Genomic DNA, 17,388 nt, shown 5'->3' with positions numbered 1-17,388 from the left:
GGCTACTTGGCGTCCAGGTCGGGGTTGATCTCGATCGCGCGCACCCGCTCCCCGCTGTGGTAGGAGTCCTGGTCGCCGATGATGACCTTCTCCCCCTCCCGCAGGCCGCGGACGATCTCCGTCGTCTGCATGCTGTGGTAGCCCATCTCGACCTCCCGGCGCTTGATCATGCCGTGGTCGACGACGTAGGCCTTGTCCCGGTTCACCACCGCGCGGGTGGGGATGAGAATGGCGTTGGGCCGCTCGCCGATGATGATGTTCATCTCCCCGGTCATGCCCGCCATGAGGTTCTGCGGCGGGTTGTCCAGGCTCAGGATGACGGTGTAGCGCTGGCTGGCCGGGTCGGGGTAGGGCAGGATCTGCGTGACGGTGGCGGTGAACTGGTTGTCCGGGAAGGAATAGAGGCGGACCTTGGCCTTCATTTTCTCGTGGATCTGGCCGACGTCCTCCTCGTTCACCTCGCCGCTGACGTAGGTGCTGTTGACCGCCACGGTGAAGAGGACGCTGTTGGCGCTGACCAGCTCGCCGTCGTTGTTGGAGACGGCGGTCAGCACGCCGTCGATGGGGGCGCGGATGTCGGTCTTGGCCAGCTTGTCCTGCAGGGTCTTGAGGTTCTGCCGGTTGGTCTGCACGGCCTGGTCCAGCTCGATCTGCTCCCCCTTCACCGCGTCCGAATAGCGGCGCACGTCGTTGCGGGCCTGCTGGAGCTGGGAGGCGGAGACGGCGTTGAGGGACTCCAGCTTCTCCAGGCGGGAGAGGGTGTCCTCCGCCGTGCGCAGGGCCCCCTCGTCCGCGGGGCCGACGGCGGCGCGGGCCTGGGCGGCCTGGAGGTCGATCTTGGCCTGGTTAAGGCTGCGGATGTTGTCCTCGTCGACGATGGTGGCCAGGAGCTGGCCCTTCTTCACGTGGAGGCCGATGGAGGCCTGGCCGGAGGAGATGCCGTTGGCCAGCTGGATGTAGCCGTCGTTCTGCGTGCGGACGCCGACGGAGTAGGTCCACTGGATCTTCACCGTGCCGTAGACGGCGGAGATGGCGGTGCCGCGCTGGGCGCGGTAGACCTCCACCACCGGCCGGGAAAGGTAGATCCAAACCGCGATGCCGGCCGCCGCGGCGGCCAGAAGCAGAAGGGGCACCCACCCCTTGCGGGCGGGCCGGGACGGCGGGGCGACGGGCACGGGAGGAGGAATGGGGGTCATGGGGCGCTGGGAGAAGGGGCTTCGGCGAACTGGAGGGTGCGGCCGGTGATCACGTCGTACTGGGCGATGGCGATGTTGTTTTGCAGCAAGGCGTTGAGCCGGTTGAACCGGGCCTGCAACAGATTGCTCTGGGCGTTGAGAAAATCAAGCTGCGGCAGGTCGCCGTTCTGCACCTGGGCCTCCACCTGGCGCAGGTTGCGGTCGGCCAGGGCGATGTTCTGCTCGGTCCCCTGGAGGGCTGAGGCGGCGCGGGCCAGGCCGGCCTCCACCTGCTTGAGCTGGCGCGGGACGTCCTGCTCCAGCCGCTTCAGGTCGATCTCGTACGCGTCCCGCCCGGCGTCGACCTGCTGCGCGCGGCCGTGGATGGCGCCGCCGTCGACCGGCACCCAGGTGTAGCCGGGGCCGAAGAGGACCTGGGTCAATTCCGTGCTGTTGCCCGCCTGGACGACGGTGCCGCTCTTCTGGATCGAGCTTTGCGGGATGTATTGCCCGTCGGCCTGGAAGGCGATGCGCGGCATGTAACCGGCGTGGACGATTTCCGAGTCCTGCTTGGCCGCCTCGATCAATTGGCGCAGGGCCAGGAGATCGGGCCGGTGGGAGAGGGCGTAGGCGGTCTCCGTCGGGTAGTCGATGGAGGCGGTGACCGGTTCCAGTTCCCCGGCGGGAACGGGGAGCCCGGCGGCGGGGTCGTTGGGGGTCGGCGCCCTCCACCGCGGCGGCGGAGAGGTCCCGGCCGAGCCGCTGGGCCAGGTCGATGCGGGCCTGCGCGTAGGCGGCGCGGGAGGCGGCCAGCCCCGGCTCCAGGGCGGCCAGCTGGGCGCGCGCCTGCGTCACCTCCCGGCTGCTCACCTTGCCGACGGAGAGCTGGTCTTCCTGCGCCTTGAGGTTGGCCTGGAGGCGGACCTTGATCGATTCCTGGATCTCCACGGCGGCGCGGGCCTGCTGGGCGATGTAGAAGTCGAGCCGCAGCGCGTAGAGCTCCGCCAGGACGGCCCGGTTGAACTGCTGCTGCGCCAGGGCGATGCCGACGCGCCCGCGCCGGAAGGAGGCGGGGATGGCCGCGTCGTAAAGGGGCTGGCTGAAGTTGCCCGTGGCCAGGATGAAGAAGCGGGTGTGCGGGTTCTGCGCGCCGTTGCGCGGGCCCTGCTGGCCGGCCAGGAAGCCGACGCGGGCGCTGGGAAGGGCGCGCGCCTGGAGGACGAGCTGCGCGCCCGCCGCCTCCTGCAGGGCGCCCTTGGCCGCCAGGATGGCGGGACTCTTCGCCAGGGCCTCCGCGTAGCAGGATTCCAGCGTCACCGCCTCCTCCGCCCGGAGCGGAAGGACCGCGGCTCCCAGGACGGCCAGGAGCAAGGCGGCGCGCCTCATCGGTTGTAGCCTCCGAAGGAAGAGCCGAAGGGCGTCGACGGCGCCGCGCCGGGCGGGGCCAGGGGCGACGGGACGGAGGAAGGCGGCGGGGGCGCCGTGGGCATCGGGGAAGTCGGCGTCGGCGCGAGGGAGGGCGGCGGCATCGGCGCGGGGCCGGGCATGGGGGGCAGGGCGGGGATGGCGGCGGGGCCGGTGATGGGAACGTCGGCCCCCGTGGGCAGGGGCGGCAGCGGCGTGGAGGGCGGCGGGAAGGAGGGGGCGGCCATGCCGCTGGCGGCGCTTTGCGGCGGGGCCTGAGCGGGGCCCTGGGCCTGGTCCGGCGCGGCGGAGGCGGAAGGCGCGGCCAGGGGCTCCGTGGCGGGAGCGGGCGGGGGGAGGTTGTCGTTGACGATCTGGAACTGGCTGGAAAGGGCGCGCTGGAGGTTGGCGGTGGCGGCCAGGTAGTCGTAACGGGCCTGGAACTCGGTGGTCTGCGCGGTGGTCAGGTCGACGCGGCTTTGCAGCACGTCGAGCTGGGTGGCCAGGCCCGCCTCGTAGCTGGCCTGGGAGAGGACGTAGCTCTCCCGCGCCTGGACGACGTTCTTGATCTGGGACTCCACCGTGGAGGCCGCCTGGGCCAGGGTGTTGAAGGCCTGGCGCACCTCCGCCTCCACCCCCAGGCGGGCCTGGGTGCGGCTCATCTTGGCCGCGGCGATCTTCGCCCGCGTCTGCCGCATGCGGCCGGTGGTGGCCAGGCCGTCGAAGATGGCCCAGCTGCCGGAGACGCCGGCCACGTAGCCGTCGTTGTAGCTGTTCAGGTCGCTGCGGGCCGGGTCGCTGGTGAAGTCGTAGCCCAGGAAGAGGTCGACGCGGGGGAGGAGGGCGGAACGGTCGACGATGAGCTGCTTTTCCTGGCTCTCCACGTTGTTGGCCTGGACGCGCAGCTCCGGGCGGGAGGAGACGGCCTTGGCCAGGCAGTCGGCCAGGCTGTAGGCGCGCGGGTCGTAGCCGAGGGAGCCGGTGACGGCGAAGGGCGGCGCGCTGGAGGAGGGCTGGTAGGGGATGTTCAGGAGCTGGCTGAGCTTCACGTAGCCGTTGAGCAGCCGGTTCTCCGCCTCCAGGAGGGAGGGCAGCTCGTTGGCGCGGGAGACCTGGGCGCGGAGCACGCTGGTCTGGCTGGTGAGGCCCGCCTTGTAGCGGTCCTCCTCCGCCTTGAGCTGCTGGTCCAGGAGGTCGACGGCCTGCCGCCGCACCTCGATGTTGGACTGCGCCAGGAGCAGCTCGTAGTAAGCCAGGCGGACCCTGAGCAGCACGTCGTCCACCGCCGCCTGGTAGCCGAGCATCTTGGAGGACTGGGCCAGGCGGGCCATCCGCATCCGGCTGGTGTTTTCCCCGGCAGAAAAGACGTTCTCCGTCAGGCGGAGGGTGACGTACCAGTTCTCGTCGCGGAGATTAGGGTCCTGCTGGGTGCTGGTCAGGGTGCCCTGCTCCCGCTTCTGGTAGAGGCCGGAGGTGGAGAGCTGCGGCAGGAAGGCGGCCCGCGCCTCGATGACGCCGCCGGCGGCCCCCTCGATTCCCTTTTTGGCGATAAGGAGGTCGGGGTTTTGGCGCAGGGCCAAGTCGAGGCAGTCGCGCAGGGTGTAGACCGGCCGGGAAGAGAGGGACGGCCCGTCGACGGGGGGATGGACCAGGTCGGGGTTCTCGTCCCGGGCGGTGATCTGATTCTCCGGATAGGAGACGACCGTCGGCGCGGGGGAGACCGGAACGTCGGGCGCGGGAGTGATCGTCGAGACGATGCCCGCCCCGCCCTCGTTCGGCGTCAGGTCGGCGGCATGGAGCGTCCCGGCGAGCAGGAGCGCACCGATCCAAGCGAAGCTAAGCGGTTTTCGACGACACATGGCGGGGGGCTACTTTTTATCCCCCAAAGGGTTAAAAAGTACGCATTCCATCTAAAAGCCAACGGATTATGCCGCGCCCCCCAGGCCGGTCAAGGCCTTCTCCCCGGGTCGGCAGGGCTATTCGCCGTGGTGAAAAACCTTGCCCGCCAACTGGTTGCGTAATTTTTCCAAGTCGGCGTCGACCATCAGGCGGGTCAATTCCTCGAACTTCACCTTCGGTTCCCAGCCGAGCTGGCGCTTGGCCTTGGAGGCGTCACCGATGAGCAGCTCCACCTCGGCGGGCCGGTAATAGCGCGGGTCGATCTCGACGTGCTTCTTCCAATCAAGTTCCGCGTGCTGGAAGGCGACCTCCAAAAACTCCCGGACGGAGTGCGTCTCCCCCGTGGCGATGACGTAGTCGTCCGGCTTCTCCTGCTGGAGCATGAGCCACATCGCCTCCACGTATTCCTTGGCGTAGCCCCAGTCCCGCTTGGCGTCCAGGTTGCCCAGGAAGAGCTTTTCCTGGAGGCCCAGCTTGATGGCGGCCACCGCGCGGGTGATCTTCCGCGTCACGAACGTCTCCCCGCGCCGGGGCGACTCGTGGTTGAAGAGGATCCCGTTGGAGGCGTGCAGCCCGTAAGACTCCCGGTAATTGACCGTCAGCCAGTAGCTGAACACCTTGGCGCAGCCGTAAGGGCTGCGGGGGTAAAAGGGGGTCGACTCCTTCTGGGGCACCTCCTGCACCAGGCCGTACATCTCGCTGGAGGAGGCCTGGTAGAAACGCGGCGGCCGGTCCAGCTCCCGGAGGGCTTCCAGCAGGCGGACCGTGCCCGTGCCGGTGATGTCGCCGGTGTATTCCGGGGAGTCGAAGCTGACGCGGACGTGGCTCTGGGCGGCCAGGTTGTAGACCTCGTCCGGGGCGATCTTTTGCAGCAGGCGGGAAAGGGAGCTGGCCTCCGCCAGGTCGCCGTAGTGGAGGAAGAGGCGGGCCTTGGCGTCGTGCGGGTCCCGGTAAATGTCGTCCAGGCGGGCGGTGTTGAACGTGCTGGCGCGGCGGATCAGGCCGTGCACCTCGTAGCCCTTTTGCAGGAGCAGCTCCGCCAGGTAGGAGCCGTCCTGGCCCGTGATGCCGGTGATAAACGCCTTTTTCATGGGGGCGGGAACGTTGTCCTCCGCAGGAGGGCTTTGACAAGCCTTTCCGCTCCCGGCAGGGTGCCAGCCCACCTTATGTTGCGCGCCGGAATCGTCGGTCTCCCGAACGTCGGGAAAAGCACCCTCTTCAACGCCATGACCCGGACCCGCAAGGCCCAGGCGGCGAATTACCCCTTCTGCACCATCGACCCGAACGTCGGCGTCGTCACCGTGCCCGATCCGCGGCTGGCCTTCCTCTCCGAGATGTCGAAGACGCAGAAGACCGTCCCCGCCGTCATCGAGATGGTCGACATCGCCGGCCTGGTCCGCGGCGCCAGCCAGGGCGAAGGCCTCGGCAACCAGTTCCTCTCCCACATCCGGGAAGTCGACGCCATCGTCCAGGTCGTCCGCTGCTTCGAGAACGACGACATCCACCACGTCTCCGGCTCCATCGACCCCCTGCGCGACATCGAGGTCATCACCACCGAGCTGGTCCTGGCCGACCTCTCCAGCGTGCAAAAGCGCAAGGAGCGCACCGCCAAGACCGCCCGCGGCAGCGGCGCCGACGCGAAGGACGCCAAGGTGGAGCTGGCCCTCCTGGAACGGCTGGAACCCCACCTGAACGAGGGCAAGCCCGCCCTCCTCCTGGAACTTTCCGACACGGAAAAGCCGATCGCCAAACAGCTCTGCCTCCTCACCAGCAAGCCCACCCTCTTCGCCTGCAACGTGGCGGAGAGCGAGCTGGCCCAGGGCGACTCCCAGCCCATGGTCCAGCGCGTGCGCGAATACGTGAAGGCCCACCACGCCACGGAAGCCGTCGTCATCTCCGCCCAGATCGAGGCCGACCTCATCGACCTCTCCGAAGAGGAAGGGGCCGCCTTCCTCAAGGAACTCGGCGTGCCGGAATCGGGCGTCGGGGCGCTCATCCGCGCCACCTACCACCTGCTGGGCCTGCGCACCTACTTCACCACCGGGGAAAAGGAAACCCGCGCCTGGACCATCCACCAGGGGGACACCGCCCCGCAGGCCGCCGGCGTCATCCACTCCGACTTCGAGCGCGGCTTCATCGCCGCCGAATGCGTCGCCTACGACGCCCTCCAAAGCCTCGGCACCATGGCCAAGGCCAAGGAAGCCGGCAAATGGCGCGTGGAAGGGAAGGAATACGTCGTCGCGGACGGCGACGTCCTCGAATTCCGCTTCAACGTTTAGGCGTTCCCGGCGTCCAACCCCTCCCTCCCATGCGCGCGGCGCTCCTCCTCGCCCTCCTCCTGCCGGCGGCCGCCCTGGCCTCCGCGCCGCCGCCCTTGGTCCTGCCCATGCCGGGCACCGTGCCGAACCAGCCGCGCCCCGTCGTGCCGCGGGGGCGGGACTACTACTTCGACCGCTCCCTCTCCGCCGTCTGGTGGAATCCGCAGCCGGGCGTCCCCCTTAGCCGCATCGAGGTCCGCCTCTCCACCCTCAAGCTCTACGCCTTCCAGGGCGACGCCCTCGTCGGCATCGCCCCCGTCTCCACCGGCAAGGAAGGCCACTCCACGCCGACCGGCCGCTACAAGGTGCTGGAAAAGGACCCCAACCACCACTCGACCGAATACGGCGGCTTCTACAACGCCAAGGGAGACCTGCTGGAAGCCAACGCCACGCCGACGATGACGCCGCCGGAAGGCGCCCACTACGAACCCGCGCCGATGCCCAACTTCCTGCGGCTGACCTGGGACGGGGTGGGCCTCCACGCCGGCTACCTGCCCGGCTACGCCGCCTCCCACGGCTGCATCCGCCTGCCCAAGGGATTCTCCAAGGATCTCTACGACGCCGTCACCGTCGACACCCCCGTCGACATCGTTCCCTAAATCATTTCTCCCGAACGGGCGGCTCCTGGCCCGGGCCCGGCTGCGGCATGGAGCTGGAGCGGGTGGCCGCCTGCAGCTTCAAGGCCGCCAGCTTCTCCGGGTTGGCCAGAGTCTCTTCCAGCGCCGTCAGCCGGGCGGCGTCCGCGCCGATCTTGGCGAAGGCGGTGACATACCCAGACAGGTTCCTCTCCATCTCCGTTTGCGGCTCCTCCGGCTTGCCGTAATTGGGGTTCCGCCCGATCAGCTCCTGGAAGACCCGCCAGTCCCGGCGGAAAAAATGGTCGAGGTCCCCGATCGGGTCCCAGCTCTCCGCCTCCTTCAGGGCGGCGGCCAGCTCCTCCTCCCCCTTCCCCAGGGAATTGGCGGCGTGCAGCCCGGCCAGCTTCAGGGAGCCGACGGCGTATTGGAGGTCGCGCGGAGAGTGATAAGGCCCCTCCTCGTTGATGTTCCGCATGAGGCTGACGTAGGCCTGCGCCCACTCGGTCTTCAACGTGTCGCGCCAGCCCATACGCCCTTTCTTAAAGCACCCCGCCGACGCTGACGGCGGCGTCGACCGCTTCCGCCGTGCCGGGAGCGGGGACGGGGCGGGCGGGACGGAATCCGGCGGCGACTTCCTGGAGCGCCGCGACGACCTTCGACGGCTGGAGCTTTTCCGCCAGCCCTTCCCGGGAGCGGCCCGCCGCCTCGAACTCGGCCAAGGCCGCGTGACACGCGCGGAACCAGGGGGTGGCGCGCACGGCGGCCTCGTTTTCCAGGTAGCGGGTTTCGCCCGTGCGGACGGAACAGGGCACCTTCAACTCGTCCCCGATGTTGGCGGTCAGCACAGAGCGCATCGTTTCAAAGAGGGCGGCGGTGACGACCGGCGCGGTCTGGCGCGCCTCTCCCGGCTCCGGGTGGAGGTAGACCGGCTCCTTCGCGAAGCGGAAGAAGGAGGCGGCGACGTTGGCCCCCGCCTTGGAAAGGGTTTCCAGCTCGGCGCGGGAGGCCCCGTCCGCCTGGGAAAGGGAGCCCTTCATGTAGGCCAGGGCGGCCAGTGCGGCGGCGTAGTAGCCCTGCCGGTAGCCGAAGTAGGGCGGGACGGAGATTTCCTCCGGCTTGGCGGCGGCCAGCGCGGGGACGTCGAGGTTGCGCCCCAGGGCGGCCAGGTCGACGTCGTGAACCTTGGAGTCGTGGATGAAGCCGGTGGTCTCGTCGAACGACTTTTTCAGGTCGAGGCTCATGGTACGTAATTCGGCTATCAGACGACCCGCCCGAACTTCTTTTCCAGCTCCCCCTTGGTGATCTGGATCATGGTGGGGCGGCCGTGCGGGCAGGTGTAGGGCAGGGCGCAGGCCAGGAGGTCGGTGACGAGCCGCTCGGCCTCCGGCAGGGAGAGGCGGTCGTTGGCCTTCACGGCGCGGCGGCAGACGGTCTTGGCCACGACTTCTTCCGAAAGGTGGCGGTCCTTCCGCGTCTGGCCGCCCTCCTGCTGGAGGTCGGCGACCAGGTCGCGGATCAGCTCCGGCACGTTCTTCTGGGCGACCATCGGCGGCAGGGCGTCGACCAGGAAGGCCTGGCCGCCCGCGCCGTTCCCGCCGAAGGCGCTCAAGGAAACGCCCACCGCGGCCAGGGGCTCCAGCTGGCGGGAAAGGAACTCGGCCTCGCGCGGCGGCAGCTCGACGGTGGCGGGCAACAGGAGCCGCTGGGAGGGAACCTCCCCGGCGCGCATCCGCTCCAGCATCTGCTCGAAGAGGACCCGCTCGTGCGCGGCGTGCTGGTCGATGAGGACCAGGCCCTCCGGGCTTTCCGCGACGATATAGAGACGGGCGACGATCCCCAGGATGCGCAAGCCCAGGGGGTTGGCGGCGGCTTCCTCCGGCGGCAGGAGAGGCGCGGCGCTCCGCAGCGCGCTGGGCGCGGGGGCGGAAACATGCTCGGGGACCGGCTCCGCCGGGCGCGCCTCGGGAACGAAGGCGGGCGCGGGCCGCTCCGGCGTCCGCGCGATCTCCGGGCTGAGGAAGGTCTCCTGCCGGGCGGGCGGCACTTCCGTCAGCGCGGCGTAGGCGGGGGGCTCCTCCCGCACGGAGAGGGGGACGGAAACCGGCGCGGCGGCGTAGCCCTGGAGGGCCTCCTGCACCGCGCGCTTCACGAAGAAACGGATCTGGGCGTCGTCGTGGAAGCGGACTTCCCGCTTGGCCGGGTGGATGTTCACGTCAACCCCGGCGGGATCGAGGTCGAGGAAAAGGACGGTGACCGGATAGCGGCCCCGCATGAGGGAGTTGTGGTAGCCCTCCTGAAGGGCGAAGTGGAGGGTCCGGCTCTCCACCGGCCGGTGGTTGACGAAGAGGAACTGCTCCTGCCGCGTGCCGCGGCTGACGCCCGGCTGGCCGACGAAGCCGCGCAGGCGCAGCCCCTCGGCCTGAGCCTCGACAGGGACCAGCTCCTTCCGCCACCCCTCGCCGAAGAGGGTGGCGATCCGCCGCTCCAGGTCCTGCCCGGCCGGCCAGCGCAGGGGGGCCGCGTCGTCATGGACGATCTGGAAGCCCACGTCGGGCCGGGCCAATCCCGCCAAAAGGAGGACGTGCTGAAGGTGAGCCAGCTCCGTCCGGTCGCCCCGGAGGAACTTCCGCCGCGCGGGCAGGTTGTAGAAAAGGGAGCGGACCTCGATCCGCGTGCCGGGAGCCAGGCCCGCCTCCCGGACGGAGGCCAGCTTGCCCCCCTGCACGGAGACCTCCGTCCCGGCCAGGGCGCCGGGCTCGCAGGTCTGAAGGAGGAAGCGGGAGACGGAGGCGATGGAGGGCAGCGCCTCCCCGCGGAAGCCGTAGGAGGCCAGGCGGCGGAGGTCGTCCGTTTCCTTCAGCTTGCTGGTGGCGTGCCGCTCCAGGCAGAGGAGCGCGTCGTCCCGGCCCATGCCGCAGCCGTCGTCGGTGATTTCGAGCAGCGTCCGGCCGCCGTCGCGCGTGCGGACGGAAACCTGCCGCGCCCCCGCGTCCAGGGAGTTTTCCAAAAGCTCCTTCAGGACGGACGCGGGCCGCTCGATCACCTCGCCCGCCGCGATCTGGTTGGCGACGTTTTCGGAAAGAAGCTGGATGCGCGGCATGGCGGAAAGCCCCTTAAAATGGGGCGCGCGCGGCGGTTTGGCTACGGAAATTGTACCGGTACGGCGAGGTACCTGGCATCGCCCATGCTTGAAGGGAGTTACTATGCAGACTGAAACGCTTCTCGCCGGAACCGCTCTCCTCTCCATGACCCTTCTGCTGGGAGTTTTCCTGCGGAAGCTTCAGCTGCAACCGATTCCGATCAAGCGTCAGCGCCATTGATCGTTAACTCATTTTAAGGATGAGTTCCTCCGCCCAGCTTTCCGGGAAGGAAGTGGTCCAGGACGCGGCCCAGGCCGTCGCCCTGCGCCAGCGCCTGGAGCGGGCCAAGGAACTGGACCAGGCCAGCCGCCTCATCCACGCCGGCAGCCGGACGGCCAGCACCGTCCGCAGCGGCACGCAGAAGATGAGCAGCGCCGCCCGCATCGCCACCAGCGAGGCGGGCGTCCGCGCCGTCAGCCGCGTGGCGGGGGAGGAAGCGGGCCGCACCGCCGCCGTGGCCGGCGCCCGCGTCGCGGGCACCGCCCTTTTGAAGAAAGTCCCCATCGTCTGCTCCGGCATCATGGTCGGGGAAGGACTGTGGGACCTGGGCAAGGCGGGCATCGCCGCCGCACGCGGCGGGCGCGACGCCAAGAGCTTTGCCATGCAGGGCGTGCTGCGCCTGGCGGGCGGCGGCGCGGGCCTGGCCGCCGACGTCGCCGCGCTGGGCACGGCGGGCGTCGCCACCCCGGTCGCCATCGGCGTCACCGCCGCGGGCATCGGCGCGGAGGCGACCGCCGCCCAGCTGGAAACGATGCGCAAGAACGGCCAGGCGGCGACCTGGGGCGACGTGGCCAAGGGCAAGGTCACCGCGGCCGCCGCCGTCGACACCTGGCACAGCGTGGCCGGCGCCGCCGCGAAGGCGAAGGACGCCGCGCTCCACGGCGTCTCCCCCGTCAGCCAGACTCCCTCCGGCCAAAGCCCGACTTTGACCGACCGGGGCATCGGCCTCCTGGCTTCCGCCCACAACCAAGTCTCCCGCTGGAGGGACGAGGCGATGAGCTTCTTCTCCACCGCCGGAGCGGCCCACGCCCGGCCCGACCTCGCCGCCGCGCCCGGCCTCCAGCCGGTCCTCAGCCACTGACGTTTGCCCCGGCGCCCGTCCCGGGTTAGCTTTGGCGGCATGAAAGCCCGCCTCCCCCTCTTCCTCCTCGCCCTGCTCTGCCTGGCCCCCGCGCTGCGGGCCGACGACCTCGACGCCTTCCGCGCCGACGCGCTGAAACAAATCAACGCCTTCCGCCAGGAACAGGGCAAGGGCGCGGTGAAACTCGACCCCACCCTCAACGGCACCGCCCTCGACTGGGCCAAGCATTTGACCGGCGTCGGCCAGATGGTCCACCGCGACCGGAGCAGCCTGCGCGCGCTGCTGCACGAGAACGCCTGGACCTCGATCAACGAGAACCTCTTCCAATCCCGGCCCGCCTCCGCGGCCTCCACCGTCGTCACGGCATGGAAGAACAGCCCCGTCCACCGGGCGAATTTGCTGCAGGACAACATCGACCGCATCGGCCTGGGCACCGCCGTTTCCGGCGAGGGGTGGTTCTACGCCGTCTTCAACGGCGCGGGCGTGGCGGCCAAGCGGGGCTTCAGCCTGGGCGACAAGCTCGGCCTGGGCGGCGAATACACCGGGCCTTAATTTTCCCGGAGCGGCCCGCCCTTTTCCGCCCGCCCCGGCCCGGACAGCTCCGGCCGGGCCGCGCCGCGGAAGGCCGCCGCGGGCACGCGCGGCGCGCGGCTGGCCAGCGCCGCCTCGTGGGAGAGGCGCTCAAAATCGACCCCGCCCCGGCTCTCCTCCCGCACGTAGCTCCAGAGTTTCCCCATCTCCCCCACGCGGCGCGTCCAGAGGGAGGGCTCGAACACCTGGTCCAAATTTCCGTGGAGGGCGGCCTCGTCGAGGGCCGTCTTCCCGTCCCGGTTGGCGGCCAGCCAGTGCCGGGGCCGCAGCTCCCATCCGGCCTCCCGCACCGCCGCGGCCAGCGCGGCGATCTGGCGGCGCTGCGCCGCCACGTGCAGGGGCGTGCGGGCGGAAAAACCGTCCGGCACCAAAAGCGCGTCGAGGCCGGGCTCTTCCCCCGCCTCCCGCAAGACGCGGATCACGTCCCGGAAGCGGCCGCCGTGGGCGGCCTCGTGCAGCGGCGTCCAACCGCCCAGCGTGGGGCGGGACAAATCGGCCAGGGAAAGGCTCTCCCCCACCTCGCCGACGCAGGCCGCGACCTGCGGCAGGTAGCCGGTGAACGCCGCCGTGTGGAGCGGCGTGGCGTTGCCCTGGCCGCCCTCCAGGAAGCAGGCCAGGGGAATCCGGTAGAGCGCGGCCACGGCGGGGAAGGTGCCCTGGCGCATCGCGTCGATCAGCCAGCCCCTGGATTCCCAGGAGGCCCGCATCAGCGGCTTGGGATCGGAATCGCCCATAAAGGTTAGCGGCGGAGCTCCGTCTCCGGGGCCTTCCCCGGCGGCGGGCCGACTTCCGGCCGCGCGGCGGCCTTGAAACTTTCCGGCTCCACGCGGGGCGCGCGGCGTCCGGCCAGCGCCACCTCATGGGAGACGCGCTCGAAATCGACCTGGCTCCGGGCCCCCTCCGGGACGTGGCCCCACAGCTCCAGCATCTCCCCCATCCGCCCGCGCCAATCCCGCGGATCGAAGACCTGGAACAGAATTCCGCGGGTTCCCGCCGCGTCCAGGGAAGACCAGCCCGATCGATTCCTGGCCAGCCAATCCCCGGCGCCGAACCGCTCTCCGGACCGGCGCACGACGGCGAGCAGGAAGTTCAAACGCCCTTCCCGGGAGGCCGCCTGCAGCGGCGTGACTCCATTGTCGTCCTCGACGAGGAGATGCTCCTTCCGGAGCGTCTCCCCCGCCGCCTCAAGAACCTCGACCGCCTGCTCCAGGCTGTCGCGGCCGGCGGCGGCCACGTGGAGGGCCGTCTCCCCGCGCCCATTGGGCCGCAAGAGGGCGTCGAGCGTCACCCGGTCCCCCGCCTCCCGCACCTTGGCGGCAACCTTGTCCAAATTATGGCAGGCGGCGGCCGCGTGCAGCGGCGTCATCCCGTCCTTGTCCGGGACCAGGAAACAGGCCAGCGGGATCCGGCAGTGGGTGAACCGGGCGAACTGGGTCGAGGCGTCCTCCCGGCGCACCGCGTCGTCCAGCCACTCCCGCACCTGCTGCGTCGCGGGAAGAAATTCCTTACCAGCGGCGGCCATGGCCCTCCTTTTCCGGAAGCGGGATGGACGGCCGCGCCGCGCCGCGGAACGATGCCGCCTCCAAGCGCGGGCGGCTCAGAAGCGCCGCCTCATGGGCGGCCTTTTCGAAATCGACCTGCTCCCGGTATTTCTCCGGGACGTGGCGCCACAGCTCCGCCATCTCCGCCAGCCGCCCTTGCCATTCCTCCGGCCAAAAAACCTCGCGCAAATTTTCGGCGAAGGCCGCCGCTTCCATGGGGGAAATCCCCTCCTCGTTTTCGGCCAGCCAATCCTGCACCCCCAGCCGCTGCCCCGCCTTCCGCACCGCGACGTGGAGAGAGGCCAGGCCCTTCGCGTGAGCGGCCGCGTGGAGGGGCGTGTCCCCGTCCAGGTCGGGCGTCAGGAGGTGCCGGACCAGAAGGGTTTCCCCCGCTTCCCGCAAGATGGCCGCCACCTCCCACATCCCCTCGGCGGCGGCGGCATTGTGCAGGGGCGTCCACCCCCGGCGGTTCGGCGTCAGAAAGTCCTGGGTCGTCAGCATGTCCCCGGCCTCCCGGACCGCCGCGGCGACAACGGGGAGGCAGTGCTGGGTGGCCGCAACGTGGAGCGGCGTGCACCCCCGCTCGTCCGGCTCGAGGACGACAGCCCTGGGAAAACCGTACCGCTCCGCCCAGGCAAAGGCTTCCCCCTTGTTAATCAGGGAAATCAGCCACGCTCCGCCCGTTTCCAGGCGCGGTTTGGCGGCAGAGGACCCCATAAGGGGTACAATTCGCCTATTTTACCCGGAAAAGCCCTACCGATCAGGCTTGGCAAGGGTGGGGGGTGGGGTAAATTGAATATCCCACAAAATTACTAGACTATGAGCCGCCCCTACGCCCATCCCGAAACGCTCGTCGAAACCGCCTGGCTGGCCGAGCACCTGAACGATCCCGGCCTCCGCATCGTGGAGAGCAACGAGGACGTCCTCCTCTACGACACGGGCCACATCGAGGGCGCCGCCCACATCGACTGGCGCGCCGACCTCCAGGACCCCGTCCAGCGCGACTACATCTCCCCCGAGGCCTTCGCCGCCCTCTGTTCCAAGCACGGCATCACGCCGGAGACGACCGTCGTCTTCTACGGCGACAAGTCCAACTGGTGGGCCTGCTACGCCTTCTGGGCCTTCCACCTCTACGGCCACACGAAGACCAAGATCCTCAACGGCGGCCGGGACAAATGGGTGAAGGAGGGCCGCCCCCTCACCCGCCAGAAGCCGTCCCACCCCGCCGCGCCGTATCCCGTCCCCGCCCAGCGGCGCGACGCGGAGATCCGCGCCTTTTACGAGGACACCCTGGCCCACAGCCAGGCGAAGAAGCCCCTCATCGACGTCCGTTCCCCCGCCGAGTTCAAGGGAGACGTCACCCACATGCCCGAGTATCCCCAGGAGGGCGTCCTGCGCGGCGGCCACATCCCGGGCGCCAAGAGCGTCCCCTGGAAGACGGCGGCCAACGACGACGGCACCTTCAAGAGCGCCGACGAGCTGGCCAAGATCTACGAGGAAGGCTGCGGCCTGGCCAAGGGGGGCGACACCGTCGTCTACTGCCGCATCGGCGAGCGGTCCAGCCACACCTGGTTCGTCCTCCACTACTTGCTGGGCCACGAAAAGGTCCGCAACTACGACGGCTCCTGGACGGAGTGGGGCAACCGCGTCCGCGCCCCCATCGAGCGTTCGTAAGGTGAGCGCGCTCCCTCCCAAGCTCGAGGAAATCGTCGATCTCTTTGCCTCCCTCCCGGAGGAGGAGAAGCGGGAAAACCTCATCCTCTACAGCGACTCGGCCAAGGGCTGCGCGCCGAAGGAAGGGGAATCCTTCGACCTGGAAGACATCCGCAAGGACGAGGAATGCGCCGACACCGTCGGCATCTTCCTGCGCGTCGATCCCGCCACGGAGGCCGCCACCGTCCGCGTCACCCTGGGGCCCCAGGTGCAGACCCTGACCAAGGCGATGACCACCATCCTCTGCCGCGGCCTGGCCGGGACCACCCCGCGCCACATCCTGGAGGTGCCCAGCGACTTCGTCCCCCGCATCGTCGGCGGGGAACTCATCCGCGCCCGCAGCCAGACCACCTACTACGTCCTCTCCCGCATCAAGGGGATCTGCAAGGTCTACCTCGACCGCAAGCGCGCCGCCGAGGCCGCGGCGTGAAGCCCTTCCGGCCCGGCCCGCCCCCCGCCAAGCGGGAGGAGCTGAAGACCTACCGGGAACTGGGCCTGGACCGGGAGACGAAATCCTTCCGCGCCCGGCGCCGCCTCTCCGGCGGCGGCCCGCGCCTGCTCATCGGCGGGGAGGAACCCGCCCGGCCGCCCCTCATCGTCACCCGGGAGGCCTACCAGCGCACCCGCGCGGAAGTCCTTCGCGCCCTCCTTTTGGAGGTCCGCGCCGGGCTGGGCGGCGCCTCCGGCGTGGGGAAGGAAGAGGTCCTCGACGCCCTGCGCCCCCGCGTGGAGCGGGAAACCTACGACCGCCTGGCCCGCGCCCACCATCACGGGCCGCGCCTGGACGCCGCCTTCCAGCGCCTCCACGGCCGCGCCCCCACGCCGGAGGAGCGCGCCGCCCTGCCCCCCATCGCCGCCGCGCCCACCTACGCGGACTACCGTGGCGGCCTCCTCGACTCCCTCGTCGGCAGCGTGCAGCGCCGCCAGGCGCACAATCCCGCCCGCTACCAAACCGTCTGGGCCCAGCTGATCGGCCCGGAACTGGCCCAGCAAAGCCAGCTGGAAAAGGTCGACCAGGGCATCGCCTACTTCCGCTGCCTGAACAGCGCCCTCTCCTACCAGCTCCAGCGCCGGCCGGAGCTGCCCGCCCAGCTGGCCAAGGCCCTGCGCGTGCCGGTGCGGCTCCTCAAGGTGATGTACTGAAATTTTTGGCGCGGCACCGGGGAATAGCCGAATTGGTAGATACAACGACTAAAACCCCGATGAACTTCAACAAGCTCGCCAAAGAAGATCCGCAAGCCGCCGTGACGCTGGCCCTCCAGCTCCCGCGCGGGAAGATGCGCGAACGCGCGCTGGCCATCGTCGCCGATTGCCTGAAGTCTCCCCGCCGCTAAATGATCACGACCCTTACCCAGAAAAAAGAGCGCATCGCCGACGCGATCCGCCACCAGGATTACCACGCCGCCGCCGACCTCCTGGCGGAATTCCCCGTCGAGACTCTCCGCCACACCGGCCTGATCGACGTCTTCAGCGAATGGGGCGCCAAGACCCCGCTGGCCGTCGACTACGCGCAGCTTTTCACCGGCCGGGACCGGGACGCCGCCCTGGCCGGCGCCGCCCTGGGCCGCAGCCTGGCCGACGACCCCTCCATCGCCATGCGCGCCGCGCTGCGCGTCTCCCCCGGCGAGCCCCGCCGCCAGGCCATCGCCGACGTCCTCCTGGTGCTGGCCGACAAGGAAGCCAATCCCCACGCCCGCGCCGACACGGTCCAGGCCGTCGCCGCCATCGAGGAAGCCGCCGCCCAGCCCCGCTCTCAACGGGGCCTCGACTTCCGCCAATTCTCCCTGGCCAAGCCCGACGTGGCCGCCTGGCTCGCCGGCCAGCTGCCGCCCGCCTTCCAGCGCCCCGCCCAGCAGGCGGCGGCGGAGGGAAGAAAGGCCCACGACGCGCTGCGCGAAGAAGCCTTCTGCGCTTCCATCACAGGTTAAATAGGTTTGCCGCAGGCGGC

20 protein-coding genes are annotated in these 17,388 nt (G+C 69.8%); 10 read left to right on the top strand and 10 right to left on the bottom strand.

The window, feature by feature from the left end; genetic code table 11:
• Nucleotides 1–2: 2 nt before the first annotated feature.
• Together PW734_04155 and PW734_04150 are read right to left on the bottom strand one after the other, a co-directional pair.
• Nucleotides 3–1,196 (bottom strand): efflux RND transporter periplasmic adaptor subunit, encoded by a 1,194-nt coding sequence (locus PW734_04155; GenBank protein ID MDE1170393.1) that lies wholly within the window; start codon nucleotides 1,194–1,196, stop codon nucleotides 3–5.
• The gene (locus tag PW734_04150; GenBank protein MDE1170392.1) at nucleotides 1,193–1,828 is read right to left on the bottom strand and encodes a TolC family protein; all 636 of its coding nucleotides are present in this window, start codon (nucleotides 1,826–1,828) and stop codon (nucleotides 1,193–1,195) included. Before PW734_04150 ends, PW734_04155 begins: the two co-directional genes overlap by 4 nt.
• Nucleotides 1,829–1,835: 7 nt before the next feature.
• On the opposite strand from PW734_04150, the gene PW734_04145 reads away from it, so the two are divergent.
• Nucleotides 1,836–2,570, top strand: a complete 735-nt coding sequence (locus PW734_04145; protein ID MDE1170391.1) for a hypothetical protein — start codon at nucleotides 1,836–1,838, stop codon at nucleotides 2,568–2,570.
• Here PW734_04145 and PW734_04140 read toward each other — a convergent pair.
• Both PW734_04140 and gmd read right to left on the bottom strand, forming a co-directional pair.
• The gene (locus PW734_04140; protein MDE1170390.1) at nucleotides 2,558–4,438 is read right to left on the bottom strand and encodes a TolC family protein; all 1,881 of its coding nucleotides are present in this window, start codon (nucleotides 4,436–4,438) and stop codon (nucleotides 2,558–2,560) included. The two genes, PW734_04145 and PW734_04140, sit on opposite strands and share 13 nt — an antisense overlap.
• Nucleotides 4,439–4,555: 117 nt before the next feature.
• Complete coding sequence (gene gmd, locus PW734_04135) at nucleotides 4,556–5,569, bottom strand: GDP-mannose 4,6-dehydratase (protein MDE1170389.1); 1,014 nt, start codon at nucleotides 5,567–5,569, stop codon at nucleotides 4,556–4,558.
• A gap of 75 nt (nucleotides 5,570–5,644) precedes the next feature.
• On the opposite strand from gmd, the gene ychF reads away from it, so the two are divergent.
• A complete protein-coding gene (ychF, locus tag PW734_04130; protein ID MDE1170388.1) occupies nucleotides 5,645–6,757 on the top strand; it encodes a redox-regulated ATPase YchF in 1,113 nt (370 codons plus the stop codon).
• Nucleotides 6,758–6,786: 29 nt separating this feature from the next.
• On the top strand, nucleotides 6,787–7,395 hold the full coding sequence (locus tag PW734_04125) for a L,D-transpeptidase family protein (GenBank protein MDE1170387.1): 609 nt from the start codon (nucleotides 6,787–6,789) through the stop codon (nucleotides 7,393–7,395).
• Between the two features lies 1 nt (nucleotide 7,396).
• On the opposite strand, the gene PW734_04120 is transcribed toward PW734_04125, so the two are convergent.
• The 3 genes from PW734_04120 to mutL are packed head-to-tail and all read right to left on the bottom strand — an operon-like array spanning nucleotide 7,397 to nucleotide 10,474.
• Nucleotides 7,397–7,903, bottom strand: a complete 507-nt coding sequence (locus tag PW734_04120) for a hypothetical protein (protein ID MDE1170386.1) — start codon at nucleotides 7,901–7,903, stop codon at nucleotides 7,397–7,399.
• A gap of 10 nt (nucleotides 7,904–7,913) precedes the next feature.
• Entirely contained in the window at nucleotides 7,914–8,615 is a 702-nt protein-coding gene (locus PW734_04115) for a hypothetical protein (GenBank protein ID MDE1170385.1), read from the bottom strand.
• Between the two features lie 17 nt (nucleotides 8,616–8,632).
• The gene (gene mutL / locus PW734_04110) at nucleotides 8,633–10,474 is read right to left on the bottom strand and encodes a DNA mismatch repair endonuclease MutL (protein MDE1170384.1); all 1,842 of its coding nucleotides are present in this window, start codon (nucleotides 10,472–10,474) and stop codon (nucleotides 8,633–8,635) included.
• Between the two features lie 239 nt (nucleotides 10,475–10,713).
• On the opposite strand from mutL, the gene PW734_04105 reads away from it, so the two are divergent.
• Nucleotides 10,714–11,595, top strand: coding sequence for a hypothetical protein (locus PW734_04105; GenBank protein ID MDE1170383.1), 882 nt, complete (start codon nucleotides 10,714–10,716; stop codon nucleotides 11,593–11,595).
• Nucleotides 11,596–11,634: 39 nt separating this feature from the next.
• Entirely contained in the window at nucleotides 11,635–12,147 is a 513-nt protein-coding gene (locus tag PW734_04100; GenBank protein ID MDE1170382.1) for a CAP domain-containing protein, read from the top strand.
• Here the strand turns inward: PW734_04100 and PW734_04095 are convergent.
• Genes PW734_04095 through PW734_04085 form a run of 3 tightly spaced genes read right to left on the bottom strand, consistent with a single transcriptional unit; the run spans nucleotide 12,144 to nucleotide 14,444 of the window.
• On the bottom strand, nucleotides 12,144–12,920 hold the full coding sequence (locus PW734_04095) for an ankyrin repeat domain-containing protein (GenBank protein ID MDE1170381.1): 777 nt from the start codon (nucleotides 12,918–12,920) through the stop codon (nucleotides 12,144–12,146). The genes PW734_04100 and PW734_04095 overlap by 4 nt on opposite strands.
• 5 nt (nucleotides 12,921–12,925) lie before the next feature.
• A complete protein-coding gene (locus PW734_04090; GenBank protein ID MDE1170380.1) occupies nucleotides 12,926–13,708 on the bottom strand; it encodes an ankyrin repeat domain-containing protein in 783 nt (260 codons plus the stop codon).
• Nucleotides 13,692–14,444, bottom strand: a complete 753-nt coding sequence (locus PW734_04085) for an ankyrin repeat domain-containing protein (protein MDE1170379.1) — start codon at nucleotides 14,442–14,444, stop codon at nucleotides 13,692–13,694. Before PW734_04085 ends, PW734_04090 begins: the two co-directional genes overlap by 17 nt.
• 102 nt (nucleotides 14,445–14,546) lie before the next feature.
• Between PW734_04085 and PW734_04080 the strand changes: the two genes are divergently transcribed.
• The 5 genes from PW734_04080 to PW734_04060 are packed head-to-tail and all read left to right on the top strand — an operon-like array spanning nucleotide 14,547 to nucleotide 17,368.
• Entirely contained in the window at nucleotides 14,547–15,401 is an 855-nt protein-coding gene (locus tag PW734_04080) for a sulfurtransferase (protein ID MDE1170378.1), read from the top strand.
• Nucleotide 15,402: 1 nt separating this feature from the next.
• The gene (locus tag PW734_04075; GenBank protein MDE1170377.1) at nucleotides 15,403–15,870 is read left to right on the top strand and encodes a Fe-S metabolism protein SufE; all 468 of its coding nucleotides are present in this window, start codon (nucleotides 15,403–15,405) and stop codon (nucleotides 15,868–15,870) included.
• Complete coding sequence (locus PW734_04070; protein MDE1170376.1) at nucleotides 15,867–16,583, top strand: DciA family protein; 717 nt, start codon at nucleotides 15,867–15,869, stop codon at nucleotides 16,581–16,583. Before PW734_04075 ends, PW734_04070 begins: the two co-directional genes overlap by 4 nt.
• A gap of 59 nt (nucleotides 16,584–16,642) precedes the next feature.
• Complete coding sequence (locus tag PW734_04065; GenBank protein ID MDE1170375.1) at nucleotides 16,643–16,774, top strand: hypothetical protein; 132 nt, start codon at nucleotides 16,643–16,645, stop codon at nucleotides 16,772–16,774.
• Nucleotides 16,775–17,368 (top strand): hypothetical protein, encoded by a 594-nt coding sequence (locus PW734_04060; GenBank protein MDE1170374.1) that lies wholly within the window; start codon nucleotides 16,775–16,777, stop codon nucleotides 17,366–17,368.
• Nucleotides 17,369–17,388 lie beyond the last annotated feature (20 nt).

Origin of the sequence: Verrucomicrobium sp., from assembly GCA_028283855.1 — a bacterium.
Taxonomy (GTDB): Bacteria; Verrucomicrobiota; Verrucomicrobiia; order Methylacidiphilales; family GAS474; genus GAS474.
This window is presented reverse-complemented; position numbering and strand designations above follow the sequence as displayed.

What these genes read in the sequence shown, in the direction of transcription:
- PW734_04155 (MDE1170393.1), bottom strand. Translation starts at nt 1,196, where the DNA reads ATGACCCCCATTCCTCCTCCCGTGCCCGTCGCCCCGCCGTCCCGGCCC.
- PW734_04140 (MDE1170390.1), bottom strand. Translation starts at nt 4,438, where the DNA reads ATGTGTCGTCGAAAACCGCTTAGCTTCGCTTGGATCGGTGCGCTCCTG.
- gmd (MDE1170389.1), bottom strand. Translation starts at nt 5,569, where the DNA reads ATGAAAAAGGCGTTTATCACCGGCATCACGGGCCAGGACGGCTCCTAC.
- ychF (MDE1170388.1), top strand. Translation starts at nt 5,645, where the DNA reads ATGTTGCGCGCCGGAATCGTCGGTCTCCCGAACGTCGGGAAAAGCACC.
- PW734_04125 (MDE1170387.1), top strand. Translation starts at nt 6,787, where the DNA reads ATGCGCGCGGCGCTCCTCCTCGCCCTCCTCCTGCCGGCGGCCGCCCTG.
- PW734_04120 (MDE1170386.1), bottom strand. Translation starts at nt 7,903, where the DNA reads ATGGGCTGGCGCGACACGTTGAAGACCGAGTGGGCGCAGGCCTACGTC.
- PW734_04115 (MDE1170385.1), bottom strand. Translation starts at nt 8,615, where the DNA reads ATGAGCCTCGACCTGAAAAAGTCGTTCGACGAGACCACCGGCTTCATC.
- mutL (MDE1170384.1), bottom strand. Translation starts at nt 10,474, where the DNA reads ATGCCGCGCATCCAGCTTCTTTCCGAAAACGTCGCCAACCAGATCGCG.
- PW734_04105 (MDE1170383.1), top strand. Translation starts at nt 10,714, where the DNA reads ATGAGTTCCTCCGCCCAGCTTTCCGGGAAGGAAGTGGTCCAGGACGCG.
- PW734_04100 (MDE1170382.1), top strand. Translation starts at nt 11,635, where the DNA reads ATGAAAGCCCGCCTCCCCCTCTTCCTCCTCGCCCTGCTCTGCCTGGCC.
- PW734_04095 (MDE1170381.1), bottom strand. Translation starts at nt 12,920, where the DNA reads ATGGGCGATTCCGATCCCAAGCCGCTGATGCGGGCCTCCTGGGAATCC.
- PW734_04090 (MDE1170380.1), bottom strand. Translation starts at nt 13,708, where the DNA reads ATGGCCGCCGCTGGTAAGGAATTTCTTCCCGCGACGCAGCAGGTGCGG.
- PW734_04085 (MDE1170379.1), bottom strand. Translation starts at nt 14,444, where the DNA reads ATGGGGTCCTCTGCCGCCAAACCGCGCCTGGAAACGGGCGGAGCGTGG.
- PW734_04080 (MDE1170378.1), top strand. Translation starts at nt 14,547, where the DNA reads ATGAGCCGCCCCTACGCCCATCCCGAAACGCTCGTCGAAACCGCCTGG.
- PW734_04065 (MDE1170375.1), top strand. Translation starts at nt 16,643, where the DNA reads ATGAACTTCAACAAGCTCGCCAAAGAAGATCCGCAAGCCGCCGTGACG.
- PW734_04060 (MDE1170374.1), top strand. Translation starts at nt 16,775, where the DNA reads ATGATCACGACCCTTACCCAGAAAAAAGAGCGCATCGCCGACGCGATC.